Here is a 17,923-nt window from a genome sequence, read left to right as displayed (position 1 = left end):
AACGTTAGCTTTTTTATTGATTTTTTTTCTAAAAAAGGCTTGTTTAATTCAAAAAAGGTGCTAAATTTGCATCCGCAATACAGAACAAGTATCGCGGTTCTTTTTAAAAATTGAAAATGCGAAAATAGCTCAGTTGGTAGAGCGCGACCTTGCCAAGGTCGAGGTCGCGGGTTCGAGCCCCGTTTTTCGCTCGATACCAAATAATGCTCGGATGGTGAAATTGGTAGACACGCTGGACTTAAAATCCAGTGAACAGCAATGTTCGTGCGGGTTCAAGTCCCGCTCTGAGTACAAAGAAAGCTTCAAACTATGTTTGAGGCTTTTTTTTTGTCCCCAATAATTAGGGTTGGTCAACGAATTACAAGGTCTAAAGTTGTAATAGTGGTCGTGATTGTGGTATGTTTGCGTGATCACGCTTAAAGTGGTAATTAACTTGTTTGTTCTAAAAAAAAACTATGGCTTCTTTTGTAATTAGTAAAAGATTTAGTGGAGATTATAAGTTTGAATTTGCTTCTCGCAAAGGCAAGCCTATTTTTACAAGTAATGCTTATGAGTTAAGGATGGATTGTGAGTCGGCGGTAGAGTACTTGCGATCAGTACTTGAAACTTGCTCTTATGTGAAGTTTAAGACTTCTAAAGGAAAGTATTTCTTTCGTGTAGTTATTAATGGGCAAGTAGTGGCGGTAAGTCGTAAATACAGCACGGAATTAATGGTGCAGAAAGGAATCGATGAAATTGTAAAGTACGGGTCTAAAGCTGAGATTTTAGATTTTTCAAACAACAATTTTGAATTTACAGATTAGTAGCGTTCTGCACTAAAAATAAGTATCTCGGTCTTTATAAAAAAAAAAATATTGGCACAAAAAAAAGCCGCTACTAAAGTAAACGGCTTATTTTTTTTTGCTTGTGTCTGAAATTATTCAGCAGCAGGAGCTTCAGTAGTTGCAGCAGCAGCAGTATCAACAGCTACAGTATCAACAGCTACAGTATCAACAGCTACAGCAGTAGTATCAGCTACAACTTCTTCAGCAGGAGCTTCAGCTTTTTTACAAGATACAACAGTTAAAACAGCAACAACAGCTAAACTTAAAAATACTTTTTTCATCTTAATTTAATATAAAAGGTTAATTATTAATTCGGAGCAAAGATATAAAATTTTTGATATGTAGAATAAATTTTCAATTTTTTTTTAAAAATAATATTTTCAACCCTTTTTCTTGATTCTGTTTTACGTAACCTGCTGCCTGTAAAGGGGTTTACGTGCTTAGTTGCTTGACAAAGGAGTCTGTTTGTTTTTCATAGCAGCCACTAAGGCTCTTCTTTAGCTGTTGTTTAGTGGGTGAGTAGGCAAATATTTGATTATGAATAGTTTATATTTTGCCAAAATAGGATGGCCGAATAAGTATTTATCCAAATAAACTAAAGCAAAATTTTATAAAAACGCAAATTCGAACTGTTTTAACTGCTTCAACCAATAGAAATGCAGTGCTATTGCTATCGAAATTGATTTTTTGACAGAAAGCAAGAAATTAAAGACATAAAAAAGAGAGTGATCCAGTTATGGAGCTATCGTATTTAAAATGATGTTGGTTGCTCCTTTATTCATTGTTACAAATGTGCTACATATATGTCCTTTCTCGGTTCGGTATGTTGCATCTGCGTTCAATTCAGTAATCGTGTTTTTTAATTGTTGCGCATTAGAAATTGCGTGACAACCTTGTAATCTGATTAAGGCAGTTGCTTCCGCAAAGTGCGAATAATTGGGGCCTATAATGATTGGTATTCCAAAGGTGGCTGGTTCTAATATATTATGCACTCCGGGATTTCCAAATCCTCCTCCCACGTAAGCGATATCAGCATAACTATAAATCTTAGTTAGTATACCAATGGTGTCTATGATAAAAACATCATATTCTGCTAATGGCATAGTAGGATTGTAAAGGTAATCGGAATAGAGTACTGTTTTTTTAGTGATCGAATTTTTCAAGCTGGTAATTTGATCTTTTTTGATGTTGTGAGGCGCGATTACTACTTTTATATTATGCGCTGTTTGATTGATGTATTTTGTCAGTAGGGCTTCATCTTTTGGCCAAGTACTTCCCGCAACTAGTGTTGTTTTGTTGTTTTTAAAAGCAGCAATAAACGATAAACTGTTGTCTTTTTCTAAAATGGTTGCTACACGATCAAAGCGCGTGTCTCCGGAGACAGCAACATTTGTTTTGCCTAATTGCACTAGTAGGTTTTTAGATTTTTCGTTTTGAACAAAAAAGTAGGTAAAGGCATCTAGTGCTTTTACGTAGAACGCCCCATACCATTTAAAAAAGAGTTGGTTTTCTCTAAAAATCCCCGAAACTAAATAAGTCGGTATTTGGTGTTCCTTTAATTCGTTGAGGTAGTTAGGCCAAAATTCGTATTTGATAAAAAATACCATATCAGGATGAACGGCTTTTATAAATTCCTTTGCATTTGATTTAGTATCTAAAGGCAGATAAACAGTAGCGTGGGCCACTATATTGTTTTTACGTACTTCATAACCTGAAGGCGAAAAAAAACTGATTATTATTTTGTGCGAAGGGTATTTGGCTTTTATACTTTCAATTACAGGAAGACCTTGTTCGTACTCTCCTAATGAGGCGGCATGGAACCATATAGTAAGGTCTTCGGGTTTTATTTTGCTGGAAAGTTCTTTAAAAACCTCTTTTCTACCATCGACAAAAAGTTTGATTTTTGGTGCGAAAAGCGCAATCCCAGGTAATAGCGAACTAGCGATATTGGTTAAAATATTATACAGAAAAAGCATATGAAAAGTTTTATTTTGCTAAAATACTGTTTCTTTTGTTTATCATTTAAATCTTAGCGGTTAAATTGCTATTTTTGCAATAAGAAGTAGTAGAAAAGGCGTTAGTTGGCGATTTCGAATACAATTAAAATTTCTTCCCAACTAGGTTGAGGTAGCAGCGGGCTTTGCTCAGTCTTCTAATTTTAACTTTAAAAGCTGCTTCTGGTAAATTTAAATAGAGATGAAAAAAATACAAATGGTTGACTTAAAAAGTCAATACGATAAGATTGCTACCACTGTTAATGATTCAATCCAAGAGGTTTTAGACACTAATACTTATATTAACGGACCACAAGTACATCAATTTCAAAAATCATTAGAGGAATATCTTGATGTAAAGCATGTAATTCCTTGTGCTAACGGAACCGATGCTTTGCAAATCGCCATGATGGGATTGGATTTAAAGCCGGGTGATGAAGTGATTACTGCTGATTTTACTTTTGCTGCAACTGTGGAGGTAATAGCTCTTTTACAATTAACACCGGTTCTTGTTGATGTGGATCTGTACAACATGAATATTTCTATTGATCGCATTAAAGCGGCAATTACACCTAAAACTAAGGCGATTGTTCCGGTACATTTATTTGGACGTGCTGCTAATATGGAGGCAATCATGGCATTAGCTAAAGAACATAATTTGTATGTTATTGAAGATAATGCTCAAGCGATTGGAGCCAATTGTAAATTCTCTGATGGAACCAAAAAGAAAGCAGGTACAATAGGACATGTAGGAGCAACTTCATTTTTTCCATCTAAAAACTTAGGTTGTTATGGTGATGGTGGAGCTATTTTTACGAATGATGATGCCTTCGCTCATAAGCTACGCGGAATTGTAAATCACGGAATGTACGAACGTTACCATCATGATGTAGTAGGTGTAAACTCTCGTTTGGATAGCATACAAGCAGCTGTGTTGAATGCTAAGTTACCTTTATTAGACTTGTACAATAAGTCGCGACAAGATGCCGCTAGAAAATATTCTGCTGCATTTGAAGGACATAAAAATATTATTGCTCCGCAAATTTGTGATATCTGCGATTGCCACGTTTTTCATCAATATACCTTACGTATTATAGATGCTGACCGCAATGGCTTAATGCAACATTTATTAGATAACGGAATTCCATGTGCTATTTACTATCCAATTCCTTTACATGCTCAAAAGGCGTATCAAGATGAGAGATACAAAGAAGAGGATTTTCCGGTAACGAATCAGTTGGTTAAAGAAGTGTTATCGTTGCCGATGCATACCGAATTAGACGACGAACAAATTAAGTTTATCACCGACTGTGTTCTGAGCTTTTTAAATAAATAAAATAGAAAGGCACGGTAATTCGTGCCTTTTGCATTACAAACGAATAAATAGTCGTTACAGAAAAAGAAAATAAATGAAGATACTAGTAACAGGAGGTTTAGGATTTATAGGTTCACATACTGTTGTGGAACTGCAAAAAGAAGGATATGAGGTCGTTATTATTGACGATTTATCAAATACTTCTTTAAAGGTTATGGATGGTATTGAATCAATTTCAGGAATTGTTCCTGCTTTTGAAAAATTAGATTTACGTGAGAAAGGTAAAGTCCAAGACTTTTTTCAAAGACACTCTGATATAGAAGGAGTCATTCATTTTGCCGCTTCAAAGGCAGTGGGCGAAAGTGTTGGAAATCCTCTTCTATATTATGAAAATAATGTTAATGCTCTAGTGTACTTATTACAAGAACTACAGAAAAAAGAAACAGCTAATTTTATATTTAGTTCGTCTTGTACCGTTTATGGTCAAGCCGAAAACATGCCAATCACTGAAAATGCGCCAATTCAAGTAGCCATGTCGCCCTATGGAAACACCAAACAAATTGGTGAAGAAATCATTACAGATACGGCCAAGGTAACGGGAATTAACGCCATTTTGTTGCGTTATTTCAATCCTATTGGAGCACACCCTTCGGCAGCGATTGGTGAGTTGCCGCTAGGAGTTCCTCAAAATTTAGTTCCGTTTATTACTCAAACCGGAATGGGGTTAAGAAAAGAACTAGCCGTTTATGGCGCTGATTATCCAACTGCAGATGGAACCGCTGTACGAGATTATATTCATGTTGTTGATTTGGCAAAAGCCCATGTAATTGCCTTGCAACGACTACTAAATAAAAAGAATCTTGAAAAAGTAGAAACTTTTAACCTAGGTACAGGTACAGGAAGTTCGGTATTAGAAGTCATATATGCTTTTGAAAAGGTAAGTGACAAAAAGTTACCATATAAATTAGTGGATCGCCGCGAGGGAGATGTCACCGAAGCGTATGCTAATACCACCAAAGCAAATACTATTTTAGGTTGGACCGCCCAATCTACTTTAGAGGAAGCATTAGCAAGCGCCTGGAAATGGGAACAAAAAATTAGAGAATAAAAAAAAGACTGTCAATAGACAGTCTTTTTTTTTTTTACTTCTTAGATTCTTCTTTCATTTCCTCTGCTTTTTCATTCATTTTAGCAGCTCCTTCTTTCATTTTGTTGCTAATTTTAGATTTAGTAGAATCGATGGCAGCGTCTACTTTTACAGCTGCGGTATCAACGGCTTGGTCCATTTCGTTTCCTATGGCATCTGTAGCTTCGCCTACTTTGTCTTTGGTTTCTTGTTTACAAGAAACGATTGTTAATGCTGCAACAATCGCTAATCCTAAAAAGGTCTTTTTCATTTTTATTCGTTTTAATAGTAATTATTCGATTTTTCTAAGATTTAAAGATAAATAAAAAATCCCCACAATCTAAGGTTGTGAGGATAATTATAATCTAGCGGTTAAAAAGCGGTTAAGCGTTTGCAGTAGCAGCTTCTTTATCTATTTTTCCAATTAAGCCTGCTAATACTTTTCCTGGACCAACTTCTGTAAACAAAGTTGCTCCATCAGCGATCATTTGCTGAACTGATTGCGTCCATTTTACGGGAGCAGTTAGTTGAATGATTAAATTTTTCTTGATTTCATTGGCATCAGAGACTGCTGTTGCTGTTACGTTTTGATACACTGGGCATATCGGTGTAGAAAAAGTAGTTGCTTCAATAGCTGCAGCCAGTTCTTCTCTAGCTGGTTCCATCATAGGCGAGTGGAAAGCACCACCTACGGGTAATAACAAAGCGCGTTTTGCTCCCGCTTCTTTCATGGCAACACAAGCAGCTTCTACAGCAGTTGTTTCGCCTGAAATCACTAATTGTCCTGGGCAATTGTAATTGGCAGCAACAACAATTCCGTCAATTGAGGCGCACACTTCTTCTACCACATTATCAGCAAGTCCTAAAACAGCTGCCATGGTCGAAGGTTTGATTTCACAAGCTTTTTGCATTGCTAACGCTCTTTGTGACACTAATTTTAATCCGTCTTCAAACGATAAAGCACCATTAGCAACCAAAGCCGAAAATTCGCCTAATGAGTGACCCGCTACCATTTCGGGTTTAAAGTCAGCACCTAAAGTTTTGGCTAATATAACCGAGTGTAAAAAAACAGCTGGCTGCGTCACTTTGGTCTCTTTCAATTCCTCTGCCGTGCCTTCAAACATAATATCAGTAATTCTAAAGCCCAAAATAGTGTTTGCTTGCTCGAACAAATCTTTTGCTAAAGCGGAGTTTTCATATAAATCTTTTCCCATTCCTGTGAACTGAGCGCCTTGACCCGGAAATACATATGCTTTCATATTTTTATTTTATAGATTGAGTGATTTTTAAATTTCATGAGTAAATCAGCAACAAAAATACTATTTTTTTAAGAACTACCATAGTAAGGTATAGGAGCAGCACTTTTGGCATTCATAACACATTTACTCCCGCTTTCGCTTGTATCTCTTCACTTCGTTACGAGGATGCCAGCTCAATCGGGGCTATTTCTGGCGTATACTGCTTCTAAAACGGAAGTTTTTTACCTCTCGATTCATTTATGAAGTACTATTTTTTAATGAAATGCCGCCTTTTAAGTGTAACAAAAAAGGTAATTCAATACTAATAGAGTAAATTATATGGTGTTATGAAAAAAAGTGTTTCGATTGTTTTTTTCCTGTTTGTTTGCTTTTTGCTGTTTTATGTAGGCATGCCAACAATCAACTACGGTTTTATAGGGTTGCCTTTTACGTTGTTAGTTTTGACTGTCTTGGCAGTCGTTCTTTCCACAGGATTGAAAATGTCAGCCGATAAAAAACAAGTGCAAATCGCTAAAAAGCCTAATCGCTTTTTATTTATTACAATAGCGGTTTTATTAGGATACATGATTGTCACACCTATATTAACCAGTCTTCCGTTGTTTCGAGCAGCTTCTTATCAAACCTTGATAGGTAAAGTGGCTAGTGGCCAAAAGATATCCAACCATATTGCGCCTATTTCTATCGACGAAATCAGAGTAGTCGACGAGGATTTAGCCCATCTTTTAGGTGAAAAAGTGTTAGGATCGCAACCGGCCTTGGGTAGTCAAGTGGAGCTTGGAGAATTTTGTATTCAAAAAGTCAAAAACGATCTGTATTGGGTAGCACCATTATTGCACTCTGGTTTTTTTAAATGGATGAATAATCAAGAAGGAACAGCAGGTTATGTGATGGTATCAGCAACCAATGAACGAGATGTGAAGTTGGTTCAAAATATTGAAGGGAAAGATGTTAAGATAAAATACCAACCCGAAGCTTATTTTCAATCTAATATTCAACGACTTTTATATTTCAGTGGCTATAGTACGGTTGGTTTAACCGACTTTAGCTTTGAAATTGACGACGAAGGTATTCCTTTTTGGGTAGTTACAAAATACGAAAAAAGAATCGGTTTTAGTGGTAACGAAGCGGTTGGAGTTGTGCTAGTAAATGCTCAGACGGGTGCAATTAAAGAATATTCAATCGCAACAACCCCAACATGGGTAGACCGCATTCAACCCATTAGTTTTATCGAAGATCAACTAAACGATTGGGGAGAATACGTTCATGGTTACTGGAATTTTTCTAATGCTAATAAACTGCAAATTACAGAAGGTTTAACGCTGGTATACGGAGATGATAATAAATCGTACTGGTACACCGGTTTAACATCGGTAGGGAAAGAGGAGTCAGCAGTAGGTTTTGTTTTAGTAGATACTAGAACTAAGGAAGCGACTTTTTATAAGCAAAGTGGTGCCACCGAATATGCTGCACAAAGCTCTGCACAGGGTAAAGTACAAGAAAAAGGGTATGAAGCTTCTTTGCCAATACCGTATAATATCAACAACATTCCAACCTATGTTATGACTTTAAAGGACAAAGGAGGATTGGTAAAAATGTTCGTTATGGTTGCCATATCTGATTATACTATTGTTGGAGTTGGTAATACCATGCGAGAAGCCCTGACTTCGTTTAAGAATGTCTATAATATGTCAGGCAACAAGATAAACCCTAACAGCGTTTCGAATAAAAAAATCATGAATTCGGTTGTAACCAGAATTCAAAATGATGTAAAAAATGGGAACAGTTTTTACTATTTTAAAATAAAAGATTACCCCAATATTTTTGTAGGCTCGTCTCAAATTTCGAGTCAGCTGCCTGTAACTATGATTGGAGATTCGATAAAAATATCTTTCGATGTAGACACAGAGGAAGTGATTGATGTTTCGACTTTTGAAAACCTCAATTTAAAAAAGAAATAATTTTGGTTGATTATTTGTAGTGAAAAGAGGCTGAATTCATTGGTTTGAATTCAGCCTTTTTGTTTTTAAAAATGTAACCTCTTGTTACGCGACTGTGGTATTATTCTAGTAAAATTGTTTTGATGAAAGTTATTAGTAGTTCATAGGAACTTCCATCAGCAGGATTTCGGCTGCTGTATTTGTATGAATTGCTAATTGGTTTACATCTTGTATCCCTAAAGCATCTCGGGTATCTAATTCGTGACCGTTTATTGTTAAATTACCTGATAATATAAAGGCATAAACGCCATTGCCTTCTTTTTTTAAATCGTAGGTAATGCTGCTATTTTTATCAAATTTACCCAAATGAAACCAAGCATCTTGATGAATCCATACTCCTTCATCCTCTGGATTAGGAGATAGGATTTGTTGTAAAGTGTTGATTCGGTCTGCTGGGTCTAGCGAAATTTGTTGGTAACGTGGTGTTACATTTTTTTTATTTGGGAAAAGCCAAATTTGTAATGACTTTGTTTTTAGGTCGGCATTTGGGTTAAACTCACTGTGTTGAATCCCAGTTCCTGCACTCATTACTTGGATATCCCCGTTTTTTATAGTCGCAGCATTTCCCATACTGTCTTTGTGCGCTAAATCACCTTCTAACGGAATTGTAATGATTTCCATGTTGTCGTGCGGGTGTGTACCAAATCCCATTCCTTCACCAATGATGTCATCGTTTAGAACCCGTAAGGCTCCAAATTGAATTCGGTCTGGGTTGTACCAGCTACCAAAACTAAAACTAAAGTTAGCTTGTAGCCAGCCATGATCAGCATGTCCTCTTGTATTTGCTTTATGTAAAACGGTATTTTCCATTGGATATAATTCTGCAATAGTATAATGCAAAGTTACCTACATTGGTCCCAACGAACCCTTAACCTAGGTTAAGAAAGGTTATGGATAAAAATTAAATTTTAATGTATCGACAGAGTGTTGGATTTTAACCGGAAAAGCTAGATGTTACTACTTTAAAAGTAGCAGTTCAAAAAAAAGTAGCGCGTAACCAGTTATAATGTCTTCTCTTTCCCATTGGTATGCAAGTATAAAATAGGTCTGTGTCGCCTATAGAAAAGGATGATAAATCTCAAACTTGAGGGATTTCTGGAACCAAAATTATAATAGTCACAGCCGATTTAGAAAGTATTCTAAAGGAATTAGATGCTTTAAAAGCTGAAAGTGAATTAATAGGAAGGGGCGTTCAAGTAGTCACACGGTTTCCTCTCAATTCCAGTAGAGAGTGAAATTGTCTTTGCCAAGAAGTAGTTTGGTTCTAAGTGTTAGTTTTTTTTGAGCTTAGAATTGTTATTGTTTTTGGTCTGTTTTCTTCTCTTCGGGTATTAATTTAAAGGATGTCGCCACGAAACGGTCGTTTACCACTGCACCAACTACTTCTGCTTTTCGGATTGCTGCACAAAAACCATCTGCTGCATGAGCATCTCCATGAGAATCTATAGAAGTGCCATCGACAAAGTACGATTTGCCATCAATACGCACAGCAAGGTCGCAGGCATCGCCTTTCATCCCAAATTGGCATTGACCACAAGAAGCTTCAACAATTTGTGCTTTAGGAGCTTTTTTCTTTTCTTGAGCGCTAAGTGATACACTAATAAGTAAGAGGGCTGCAATGATTATTTTTTTCATGATGACTTTTTTAAAAGCCTAAGGTAGTTCTTTTTTAAAACACTGCGTCTAATTAGAATAATTTTTGAACATATAAATCCAAAGTAATCTTGAAAAGCGGATGTTAAATGCTGAAAAAGCTAACATTACTGTCATAATGATGGGTATCATTCTCAAATCGAATGTTTCTTCAAAAAATAAATGAGCCACCATATAAGTAGCAATTCCTTGGGCTACAGATAAACCATAGTTAACGTACATAGCACCAAAAAAATAACCGGGCTCTTTCTCAAATTTATAGTTACAAGTTAAGCAGTATTCGTTCATTTTTGGAAATTTAAATTTAAAGAAGATGTTCTTTTCTTTAAATACCTTGCCTTGTTTGCAGTTTGGGCATTCGTTGTTTAGGATGTGTGCGAGCATGTGTAGCATGGCAATTTTATTTTTTACAAAGGTATTCGTTATCTAGTTTCTAGCTATTTTCTATCTTCGCTAATTATAGGACAAAAAAGACATTTCATCATGAGCAAATATCCCGTTTATTCTATTGACCAATTTAATTGTAACTCAGTTACAAGTGATTTGTACATTAACACCTTCAAGGATCATTTGGTTAATCATAATTTTATTGAAAAGCCACATCGTCATGATTTTTATGTTTTGGTTTTTTTTACAAATGGTAGTGGATCTCATGAAGTCGATTTTGATCGATTTTTGGTTCAACGTGGTAGTGTTTTTGTATTGCAACCGGGGCAAATGCATCATTGGATTTTATCTGAGGATACAGATGGGTTTATTGTTTTTTATAGCGCTGAAATCTATAATCTCTATTTTGGGAATAAAACAATAGACAACTATCCATTTTATTTGTCAGTACAGAATAGCCCTGAAATTATACTGGAGGAACCTGAAATAGCTGCTGTATTACCTTATTTTGAGAAGTTGATCAGTGAAACGTTAACAAATCAGTTATTTAAACGAGATAAGATTATGAATTTATTAGATAGTATTCATATTGATTTAGCTCGAAAGTATAGTGAGCTTCATTGGCATGAAGCCCACTCGTATAATTTAAAAATTAAGAGTTTTGAGCAACTTTTAGAAAAGAAATTCAGAGAGGAAAAATCAGCAGCTTATTATGCTGCAGCTTTAAATATCACCTTAAAACATCTAAATCGTATTTGTAATGAAATACTAAAAAAAACAACTACCGAAGTAATTGTAAATCGTATTATCCTTGAAGCAAAACGAATGTTACTTGATCAAAATTGGGCTGTGAACGAAATAGGTTCGGCATTGGGGTACGACGATTATTCCTATTTTGCTCGCTTATTTAAAAAAAGCTGTGGTATGACACCAACCAATTTTCGATTACAAAAAAAATATTAAGCTAGTACATTTATTAATGCAGCCGCTTTTTTTGCGCTGTCTACAATGATTTCTATAGGTGTTTCTATGGAATCGTTTACCAAGGCAACTCCCATTCTGCGGTACGGTCTTGAACTTGGTTTTCCAAAGATTCTAAAGTCTGTTTTGGGTAAGTAAGCAATTTTTTCTATTCCTGTAAATGTTGGATTAGTGGAGTTTTCAGAGGCTAAAATTACAGCACTCGCTCCCGCTTTTTCCAAGGTGATTTCGAAAATAGGTAGGCTTAGAATAGCTCGTAAATGCAATTCGAATTCATTAAAGTTCTGTGTGCCGGCTAGGGTTACCATACCTGTGTCGTGGGGTCGTGGGGAAAGTTCCGAAAAGTAAACACCATCATCAGCTAGGAAAAATTCCACTCCAAAAAGTCCTGCGCCACCAAGAGCTTCGGTTACTTTTTCGGCCATGTCTTGAGCTTCGTATAAATCCTTGTCCGAAATTCGGGCTGGTTGCCAACTTTCTTGATAGTCTCCTCGTTCTTGGCGGTGACCAATTGGTGCGCAAAATAAGGTTGGATTGTTGTTTTGAGTGACCGTTAATAAGGTAATCTCTGAGTTGAATTTCACAAAAGCTTCTACAATAACTTCGACAACATCTCCTCGAGAACCTTCTACGGCATAATTCCATGCTTTTTCTATGTCGGCAGTGGTTTTTATCGTCGATTGTCCTTTTCCTGATGAAGACATCAAGGGTTTTACAACGCAGGGCATACCTACTGCTTCAACTCCTTTTTGCAATTCTTCGGCAGTTGTAGCATAGCGATAATTAGCTGTTTTTAATCCTAGTTCTTTGGCGGCTAGATCACGAATGGCTTTTCGATTCATTGTAAAGTTGGCCGCTTTCGCAGAAGGAACTACGGTAATGCCTTGTTTTTCGTATTCATAAAAACGTTCGGTTCGAATGGCTTCTATTTCAGGAACGATAAAATCAGGTTGGTGTTTAGTCACAATGCGATCCAGTTCAGCACCGTCCAGCATATTAATGACTTCAAATCCATGAGCTACCTGCATGGCTGGTGCGTTCTCATAACTGTCTACAGCAATTACGGTTTGCCCGATGCGTTGTGCCGCAATTACAAATTCTTTCCCTAATTCACCGGAACCTAGCAGTAGTATTTTCATTTTTTGAAGTCTTAATTAGAATGTAAAAATAAGGAATTGCTTTTTTTTCAGTGGGAATTGATGGATTATTTTCTGTTAAAAAAATAGTATTAGGATGTTTAATCAAGTAAGAAGGTATCAATGACTTTGTGATATTGTGATTGAAAGATAATTTGTTTTTTTGCGTGAAGGATAGGAGCGGCATCCTTTTATATGGTCCCGATTTTTTCGGGACTATATAAAAGATAGAGCGTATAGCCTGACCCTTTGGGCACGCCCAAATACAACAAAACCCCAAGAAAATCTTGAGGCTTTGTTTGTATCGTGTGAGTTAGATTTTATGACTTTGGACTATCCTGCTAAAGCCTCTTTAATTCGTTTTAAAGCTTCTGTTAAAATGGCATCACTTGTTGCGTAAGAGAATCGAATACAGTCAGGATTACCAAATGCGTCACCTGTAACTGTGGCTACATTAGCTTCGGCTAATAAGTACATTGATAAATCCATGGCGTTTTTGATTTCAGTTCCTCTCAATGTTTTTCCGAAGAAAGAAGACACATCAGGGAAGACGTAAAATGCGCCCTCAGGAACATTGATTTTTACTCCAGGAATTTCTCTAAGCAAACCTACCACTAGGTCTCTACGAGAATGGAAGGCGTCAACCATATGTTTTAATACAGATGGGTCAGCATCGACAGCGGTAATAGTAGCACGCTGCGCAACTGAATTGGCTCCCGAAGTTACTTGACCTTGTATTTTAGTGCAGGCTTTAGCAATAAATTCCGGTGCTCCAATATAACCAATGCGGTATCCCGTCATTGCAAATGCTTTGGCAACTCCGTTCACCGTGATTGTTTTTTCAAACATTCCTGGGATCGATCCTATGCTACAAAAAGTTCCTGAGAAGTTAATGTGCTCATAGATCTCATCAGCAACAACATATACATGTGGATGTTTTTCCAAAACGACTGCTAGAGCAGTAAGTTCCTCACGGCTATATACCGATCCTGACGGATTGCAAGGAGTAGAGAACCACATCATTTTTGTTTTTGGTGTGATTGCTGCTTCTAATTGTGCGGGTGTGATTTTAAAATCGGTTTCGATAGAGGTAGGAACTTCTACGGGTACACCGCCAGATAATTTTACAATTTCGAAATAAGAAACCCAGTACGGTGCAGGTAAAATAACCTCGTCGCCATCGTTTAACATCACCTGAGCGATGTTGTATAGAGATTGTTTTGCTCCTGTCGAGACAACAATGTTTGCTGGTTTGTACTCTAAATTATTGTCTCTTTTAAATTTTCGGCAGATAGCCTCTTTCAAGTCGCCATATCCATCTACTGGAGAATAGGTGCTGTAATTGTCATCGATAGCTTGTTTCGCTGCTTCTTTGATGAAGTCAGGCGTATTAAAGTCAGGTTCCCCTAAACTTAAACTGATGATGTCTTTTCCTTGTGCTTTAAGCTCTCTTGCCAAAGCTGCCATTGCTAACGTTTGTGATGTGGCAAGGTTGTTAATTCTGTCTGAAAGTGGATTGCTCATTAATTGTGTGTTGATTCCCTACTTAGTTATCAGCTTTTAGGGTAGTTAGTTATTGTTTAGTTTTTTTAGTTCGTGTAGTTATGCCAGCTCCGGTTTCATCCCCAGTTCTTTTAAATGCTTAAAGTGCGCAACAACTGCAGCACGCATTGTTTTGTATTCATAATAGGGTAGGTTGCATTCTTGCGCCGTTTCGCGGACAATTTTTGCAATTTTACCGTAGTGAATATGACTGATATTTGGGAATATATGGTGTTCTATTTGATGGTTTAATCCTCCCGTGTACCAATTAATGATTGCGTTTTTTGGCGCAAAATTAGTAGTGGTAAACAATTGGTGAATAGCCCATGTATTATCCATTTCTCCTAATTCGTTAGGCGATGGATTAGTAGTCTCCTCTACAACATGTGCTAGTTGAAAAACAACACTTAAAATCAATCCTGCTGTATAGTGCATCACAAAAAAGCCAATAAGCACTTTCCACCAAGTGATTCCAATAACGATAGGCAATACAATCCAAATCGATACATAAATTACTTTGGTGATGATTAAAGTCGTCCAAAGAATTTTTGGGCTTTTAGCCTCTCCATAAGATAACTTTCTTTTTAAGTAGCTTTTCATTTGCTTGAAATCGGTGGTGATTGCCCAATTAAAAGTCAATAGTCCGTATAAAAACACAGAATAATACTGCTGAAAACGGTGAAAATTATGCCATTTTGCATCTTTGGTAAAGCGGATAATTCGTCCTGCATCTAAATCCTCATCGTGTCCTGGGATATTGGTGTAGGTATGATGCAATACATTGTGTTGGACCTGCCAGTTGTATACGTTTCCTGCCAACACATAAATGGTTCCTCCCATGAATTTATTTACCCAACCTTTGGTAGAGTATGACCCATGATTCCCATCATGCATCACATTCATTCCAACTCCTGCCATACCTATTCCCATGACAATCGTCAATAGTAAATGGCCCCAAAAAGGTAAGTCTAGTGTTAGGATTAAAAAGTAAGGCGCAAGAAAAACGGCAAAAAGTATGATTGTTTTTAAGTATAACTTCCAGTTTCCTGTTTTTTGCAGGTTATTTTCTTTAAAGTAGTTGTTTACTCGGGAGTTAAGCGTCCTAAAAAATTTTAGAGTATCCTGCTTGGCAAAAGTAGGTGCGATATTATTCATAAGTCAGTAATAAGTTTCAAAGATAATTATTATAAATTTTTGGATATACAAAATTGGCATAAATATTTTAACTGTAAAGTATTACTTTTGTTAAAAAAAATAGAGATGGACGAGATATTGAAGTATTTTCCTAATTTGACTGCTATTCAAATAGAGCAGTTCCAAAAATTAGATTTTTTATACCATGATTGGAATGAAAAAATTAATGTTATTTCTAGAAAAGATATTGACTCGTTATACACTAAACATATTTTACATTCTTTAGGAATTGCTAAAGTTATGAAGTTCGAACCTGGAACCTTTGTGCTAGACGTGGGTACAGGAGGAGGGTTTCCTGGAATTCCGTTAGCGATTCTTTTTCCGGAGACTCGTTTTTATTTAATTGATGTCATTGCCAAAAAAATAAAAGTAGTTCAAGGTGTTGTTGACGGTCTTGAATTAAAAAATGTAAAAGCAGAACAACTACGCGCCGAGAACGTAAAAGGAGATTTCGATTTCATTGTGAGTCGTGCGGTAACCAATATGCCTGATTTTGTTTCTTGGATAAAAACCAAAATCAAAAAGCAACAAAAGCATAAATTGAAAAACGGAATCTTATATCTTAAAGGAGGGGATTTAACAGAGGAACTTGCTGCTTTCCCTCAAGCAACAGAATATAATTTAGCCGACTTTTTTGAAGATGAATTCTTTGAAACTAAAAAAGTGGTGCATTTACCGTTGAAGTTTGTGGTCTAGTCGTAAGGTCGAAAGTCATCAAGCCTAAGTGCAATAAAAAAGCCGAATCTAATTTTAGATTCGGCTTTTTGGTGTTAACAAAAGTTATTTAAGACTTTCGACTTTTAAACTTTTAGACAATTATTTATTCTCCCAAAAATGGGTATCTGTAATCTACGGGAGTAACAAATGTTTCTTTAATAGTTCTTGGTGAAACCCAACGCAATAAGTTCAAAGGTGAACCTGCTTTGTCGTTTGTTCCTGAAGCTCTAGCTCCACCAAATGGTTGTTGTCCTACAACAGCACCTGTTGGTTTGTCATTGATATAGAAGTTACCAGCAGCATTTTGTAATTTTACAGTTGCTACTTCAATTGCGTAACGATCAGTACTGAAAACAGCTCCTGTTAAGGCGTACTCTGAAGTTGAATCAACTAATTCTAAAGTCTCTTCCCATTTAGCATCTTCGTAAACGAAAATCGTTATAACCGGTCCGAATAATTCAGTTTCCATTGTTGAGTAATGCGGATTTGTAGTTACGATAACCGTTGGCTCAATAAAGTATCCAACTGATTTGTCGTAGTTCCCTCCAACGATGATTTCAGCGTCAGCATCCTTTTTAGCTTGGTCAATAAAACTAGCTAGTTTATCAAAAGAACCTTCGTGAATAACTGCAGTAACAAAATTGCTAAAGTCTTCTGGTGAACCCATTTTCATTGATTTTACATCAGTGATAATTTGCTCTTTCACAGCTGGCCACATACTTTGCGGAACGTAAGCTCTCGATGCCGCTGAACATTTTTGACCTTGAAATTCAAAAGCTCCACGTACAATCCCTGTAGAAACTTGTTTTGGGTTAGCACTAGAGTGAGCGATGATAAAGTCTTTTCCTCCAGTTTCCCCTACGATTCTTGGGTATGTTTTATAGTGGTGAATGTTTGTTCCTATTTTTGCCCAAATATCTTTAAATACATGAGTTGAACCCGTAAAGTGTAATCCTGCGAAGTCACGGCTAGCTAGAACAGTATCGGTTACCATTAAAGCGTCTCCAAAAACTACGTTGATAACGCCATCAGGAACTCCCGCTTCTTTGAAAACTTCGATAATAATTTGAGCTGAGAATACTTGACTATCACTTGGTTTCCATACCACAACATTACCCATCATTGCAGCACTCGCTGGAAGATTGGCAGCAATTGCTGTAAAGTTAAAGGGTGTAATCGCGTATACAAATCCTTCAAGAGGACGGTATTCTAGACGGTTCCACATGTCTGACGACGATGCTGGTTGGTCAGCGTAAATTTGAGTCATGAATTCTACGTTAAAACGTAAAAAGTCAATCAGCTCACAAGAAGCATCAATCTCTGCTTGGTGAATATTTTTAGATTGCGCGATCATTGTCGCTGCATTGATTCTAGCTCTGTAAGGTCCTGCAATTAGCTCTGCTGCTTTCAAAAAGATAGCTGCACGTTGCTCCCAAGCCATGTTTGCCCACGCTGTTCTAGATTCTAATGCATTTGCAATAGCTTTTTCAACATGCGATTTTTCAGCTAGGTGATAAGTTCCTACGATATGTTTGTGATCGTGAGGAGCCGTCATGTTTTTTGTATTTCCGGTTCTAATTTCTTCGCTTCCGATGTACAACGGAACGTCAATTTTAGAATTCCACATTTTTGTGTAAGCTGCTTGTACGGCTGCTTTTTCAGGTGAATTTGGTGCGTACCCTTTTACTGGTTCATTTACCGCTTTTGGTACGTGAAAAAATCCTTTTAGCATGATATTGTAATTTTTAAATCTGTTATGAGACAGATAAGATTAGACAATTGTAACAACAAACTACTC

At 36.7% G+C, this 17,923-nt stretch carries 17 protein-coding genes and 2 tRNA genes; 8 read left to right on the top strand and 11 right to left on the bottom strand.

Translation table 11 applies throughout. The annotated features are described in order from the left end of the window. The first annotated feature begins 118 nt into the window (after positions 1-118). The 3 genes from ACZ2G0_RS01110 (at position 119) to ACZ2G0_RS01100 (ending at position 803) form a co-directional block, all read left to right on the top strand. Positions 119-191 (top strand) — tRNA-Gly (locus ACZ2G0_RS01110). A 14-nt stretch (positions 192-205) separates the two neighbouring features. Continuing rightward, positions 206-291 (top strand) — tRNA-Leu (locus tag ACZ2G0_RS01105). Between the two features lie 164 nt (positions 292-455). After that, positions 456-803 carry a YegP family protein gene (locus ACZ2G0_RS01100; RefSeq protein ID WP_470308627.1) on the top strand — a complete coding sequence of 116 codons (348 nt, stop codon included), beginning with the start codon at positions 456-458 and terminating at the stop codon, positions 801-803. A gap of 113 nt (positions 804-916) precedes the next feature. Here the strand turns inward: ACZ2G0_RS01100 and ACZ2G0_RS01095 are convergent, their stop codons facing one another. Both ACZ2G0_RS01095 and ACZ2G0_RS01090 read right to left on the bottom strand, forming a co-directional pair. After that, entirely contained in the window at positions 917-1,105 is a 189-nt protein-coding gene (locus tag ACZ2G0_RS01095) for a hypothetical protein (RefSeq protein ID WP_470308626.1), read from the bottom strand. 453 nt (positions 1,106-1,558) lie between these two features. Continuing rightward, complete coding sequence (locus tag ACZ2G0_RS01090) at positions 1,559-2,800, bottom strand: 3-deoxy-D-manno-octulosonic acid transferase (RefSeq protein ID WP_470308625.1); 1,242 nt, start codon at positions 2,798-2,800, stop codon at positions 1,559-1,561. Positions 2,801-3,020: 220 nt separating this feature from the next. On the opposite strand from ACZ2G0_RS01090, the gene ACZ2G0_RS01085 reads away from it, so the two are divergent. Both ACZ2G0_RS01085 and galE read left to right on the top strand, forming a co-directional pair. Then, a complete protein-coding gene (locus ACZ2G0_RS01085; RefSeq protein ID WP_470308624.1) occupies positions 3,021-4,154 on the top strand; it encodes a DegT/DnrJ/EryC1/StrS family aminotransferase in 1,134 nt (377 codons plus the stop codon). A gap of 73 nt (positions 4,155-4,227) precedes the next feature. Continuing rightward, a complete protein-coding gene (gene galE, locus ACZ2G0_RS01080) occupies positions 4,228-5,241 on the top strand; it encodes a UDP-glucose 4-epimerase GalE (protein ID WP_470308623.1) in 1,014 nt (337 codons plus the stop codon). Between the two features lie 34 nt (positions 5,242-5,275). On the opposite strand, the gene ACZ2G0_RS01075 is transcribed toward galE, so the two are convergent. Continuing rightward, positions 5,276-5,530, bottom strand: coding sequence for a hypothetical protein (locus tag ACZ2G0_RS01075; protein WP_470308622.1), 255 nt, complete (start codon positions 5,528-5,530; stop codon positions 5,276-5,278). Between the two features lie 112 nt (positions 5,531-5,642). Next, entirely contained in the window at positions 5,643-6,518 is an 876-nt protein-coding gene (gene fabD, locus ACZ2G0_RS01070; RefSeq protein ID WP_470308621.1) for an ACP S-malonyltransferase, read from the bottom strand. Between the two features lie 326 nt (positions 6,519-6,844). On the opposite strand from fabD, the gene ACZ2G0_RS01065 reads away from it, so the two are divergent. Then, positions 6,845-8,476: a hypothetical protein gene (locus tag ACZ2G0_RS01065; protein ID WP_470308620.1), complete on the top strand. Its 1,632-nt coding sequence runs from the start codon at positions 6,845-6,847 to the stop codon at positions 8,474-8,476. Between the two features lie 132 nt (positions 8,477-8,608). On the opposite strand, the gene ACZ2G0_RS01060 is transcribed toward ACZ2G0_RS01065, so the two are convergent. The 3 genes from ACZ2G0_RS01060 to ACZ2G0_RS01050 form a co-directional block, all read right to left on the bottom strand. Next, positions 8,609-9,325 carry a pirin family protein gene (locus ACZ2G0_RS01060; RefSeq protein WP_300288505.1) on the bottom strand — a complete coding sequence of 239 codons (717 nt, stop codon included), beginning with the start codon at positions 9,323-9,325 and terminating at the stop codon, positions 8,609-8,611. Positions 9,326-9,811: 486 nt separating this feature from the next. Beyond that, positions 9,812-10,150: a DUF6370 family protein gene (locus ACZ2G0_RS01055; RefSeq protein ID WP_470308619.1), complete on the bottom strand. Its 339-nt coding sequence runs from the start codon at positions 10,148-10,150 to the stop codon at positions 9,812-9,814. Positions 10,151-10,198: 48 nt separating this feature from the next. Beyond that, the gene (locus ACZ2G0_RS01050; protein ID WP_470308618.1) at positions 10,199-10,456 is read right to left on the bottom strand and encodes a DUF983 domain-containing protein; all 258 of its coding nucleotides are present in this window, start codon (positions 10,454-10,456) and stop codon (positions 10,199-10,201) included. 195 nt (positions 10,457-10,651) lie between these two features. On the opposite strand from ACZ2G0_RS01050, the gene ACZ2G0_RS01045 reads away from it, so the two are divergent. Further along, a complete protein-coding gene (locus ACZ2G0_RS01045; protein ID WP_470308617.1) occupies positions 10,652-11,518 on the top strand; it encodes a helix-turn-helix domain-containing protein in 867 nt (288 codons plus the stop codon). Here ACZ2G0_RS01045 and purT read toward each other — a convergent pair. From purT to ACZ2G0_RS01030, 3 genes are all read right to left on the bottom strand, one after another. After that, positions 11,515-12,675, bottom strand: a complete 1,161-nt coding sequence (purT, locus tag ACZ2G0_RS01040) for a formate-dependent phosphoribosylglycinamide formyltransferase (protein ID WP_470308616.1) — start codon at positions 12,673-12,675, stop codon at positions 11,515-11,517. The genes ACZ2G0_RS01045 and purT overlap by 4 nt on opposite strands. A gap of 330 nt (positions 12,676-13,005) precedes the next feature. Then, a complete protein-coding gene (locus ACZ2G0_RS01035) occupies positions 13,006-14,196 on the bottom strand; it encodes a pyridoxal phosphate-dependent aminotransferase (protein WP_470308615.1) in 1,191 nt (396 codons plus the stop codon). 78 nt (positions 14,197-14,274) lie between these two features. Beyond that, positions 14,275-15,369 carry a fatty acid desaturase family protein gene (locus tag ACZ2G0_RS01030; protein WP_470308614.1) on the bottom strand — a complete coding sequence of 365 codons (1,095 nt, stop codon included), beginning with the start codon at positions 15,367-15,369 and terminating at the stop codon, positions 14,275-14,277. Positions 15,370-15,474: 105 nt separating this feature from the next. On the opposite strand from ACZ2G0_RS01030, the gene rsmG reads away from it, so the two are divergent. Beyond that, positions 15,475-16,104, top strand: a complete 630-nt coding sequence (gene rsmG, locus ACZ2G0_RS01025; RefSeq protein WP_470308613.1) for a 16S rRNA (guanine(527)-N(7))-methyltransferase RsmG — start codon at positions 15,475-15,477, stop codon at positions 16,102-16,104. Between the two features lie 124 nt (positions 16,105-16,228). Here rsmG and pruA read toward each other — a convergent pair whose 3' ends face one another. After that, positions 16,229-17,857, bottom strand: a complete 1,629-nt coding sequence (pruA, locus tag ACZ2G0_RS01020; RefSeq protein WP_470308612.1) for an L-glutamate gamma-semialdehyde dehydrogenase — start codon at positions 17,855-17,857, stop codon at positions 16,229-16,231. Between the last annotated feature and the right edge of the window lie 66 nt (positions 17,858-17,923).

The sequence above is a fragment of the Flavobacterium sp. KKT103 genome, assembly GCF_055640565.1.
This window is presented reverse-complemented; position numbering and strand designations above follow the sequence as displayed.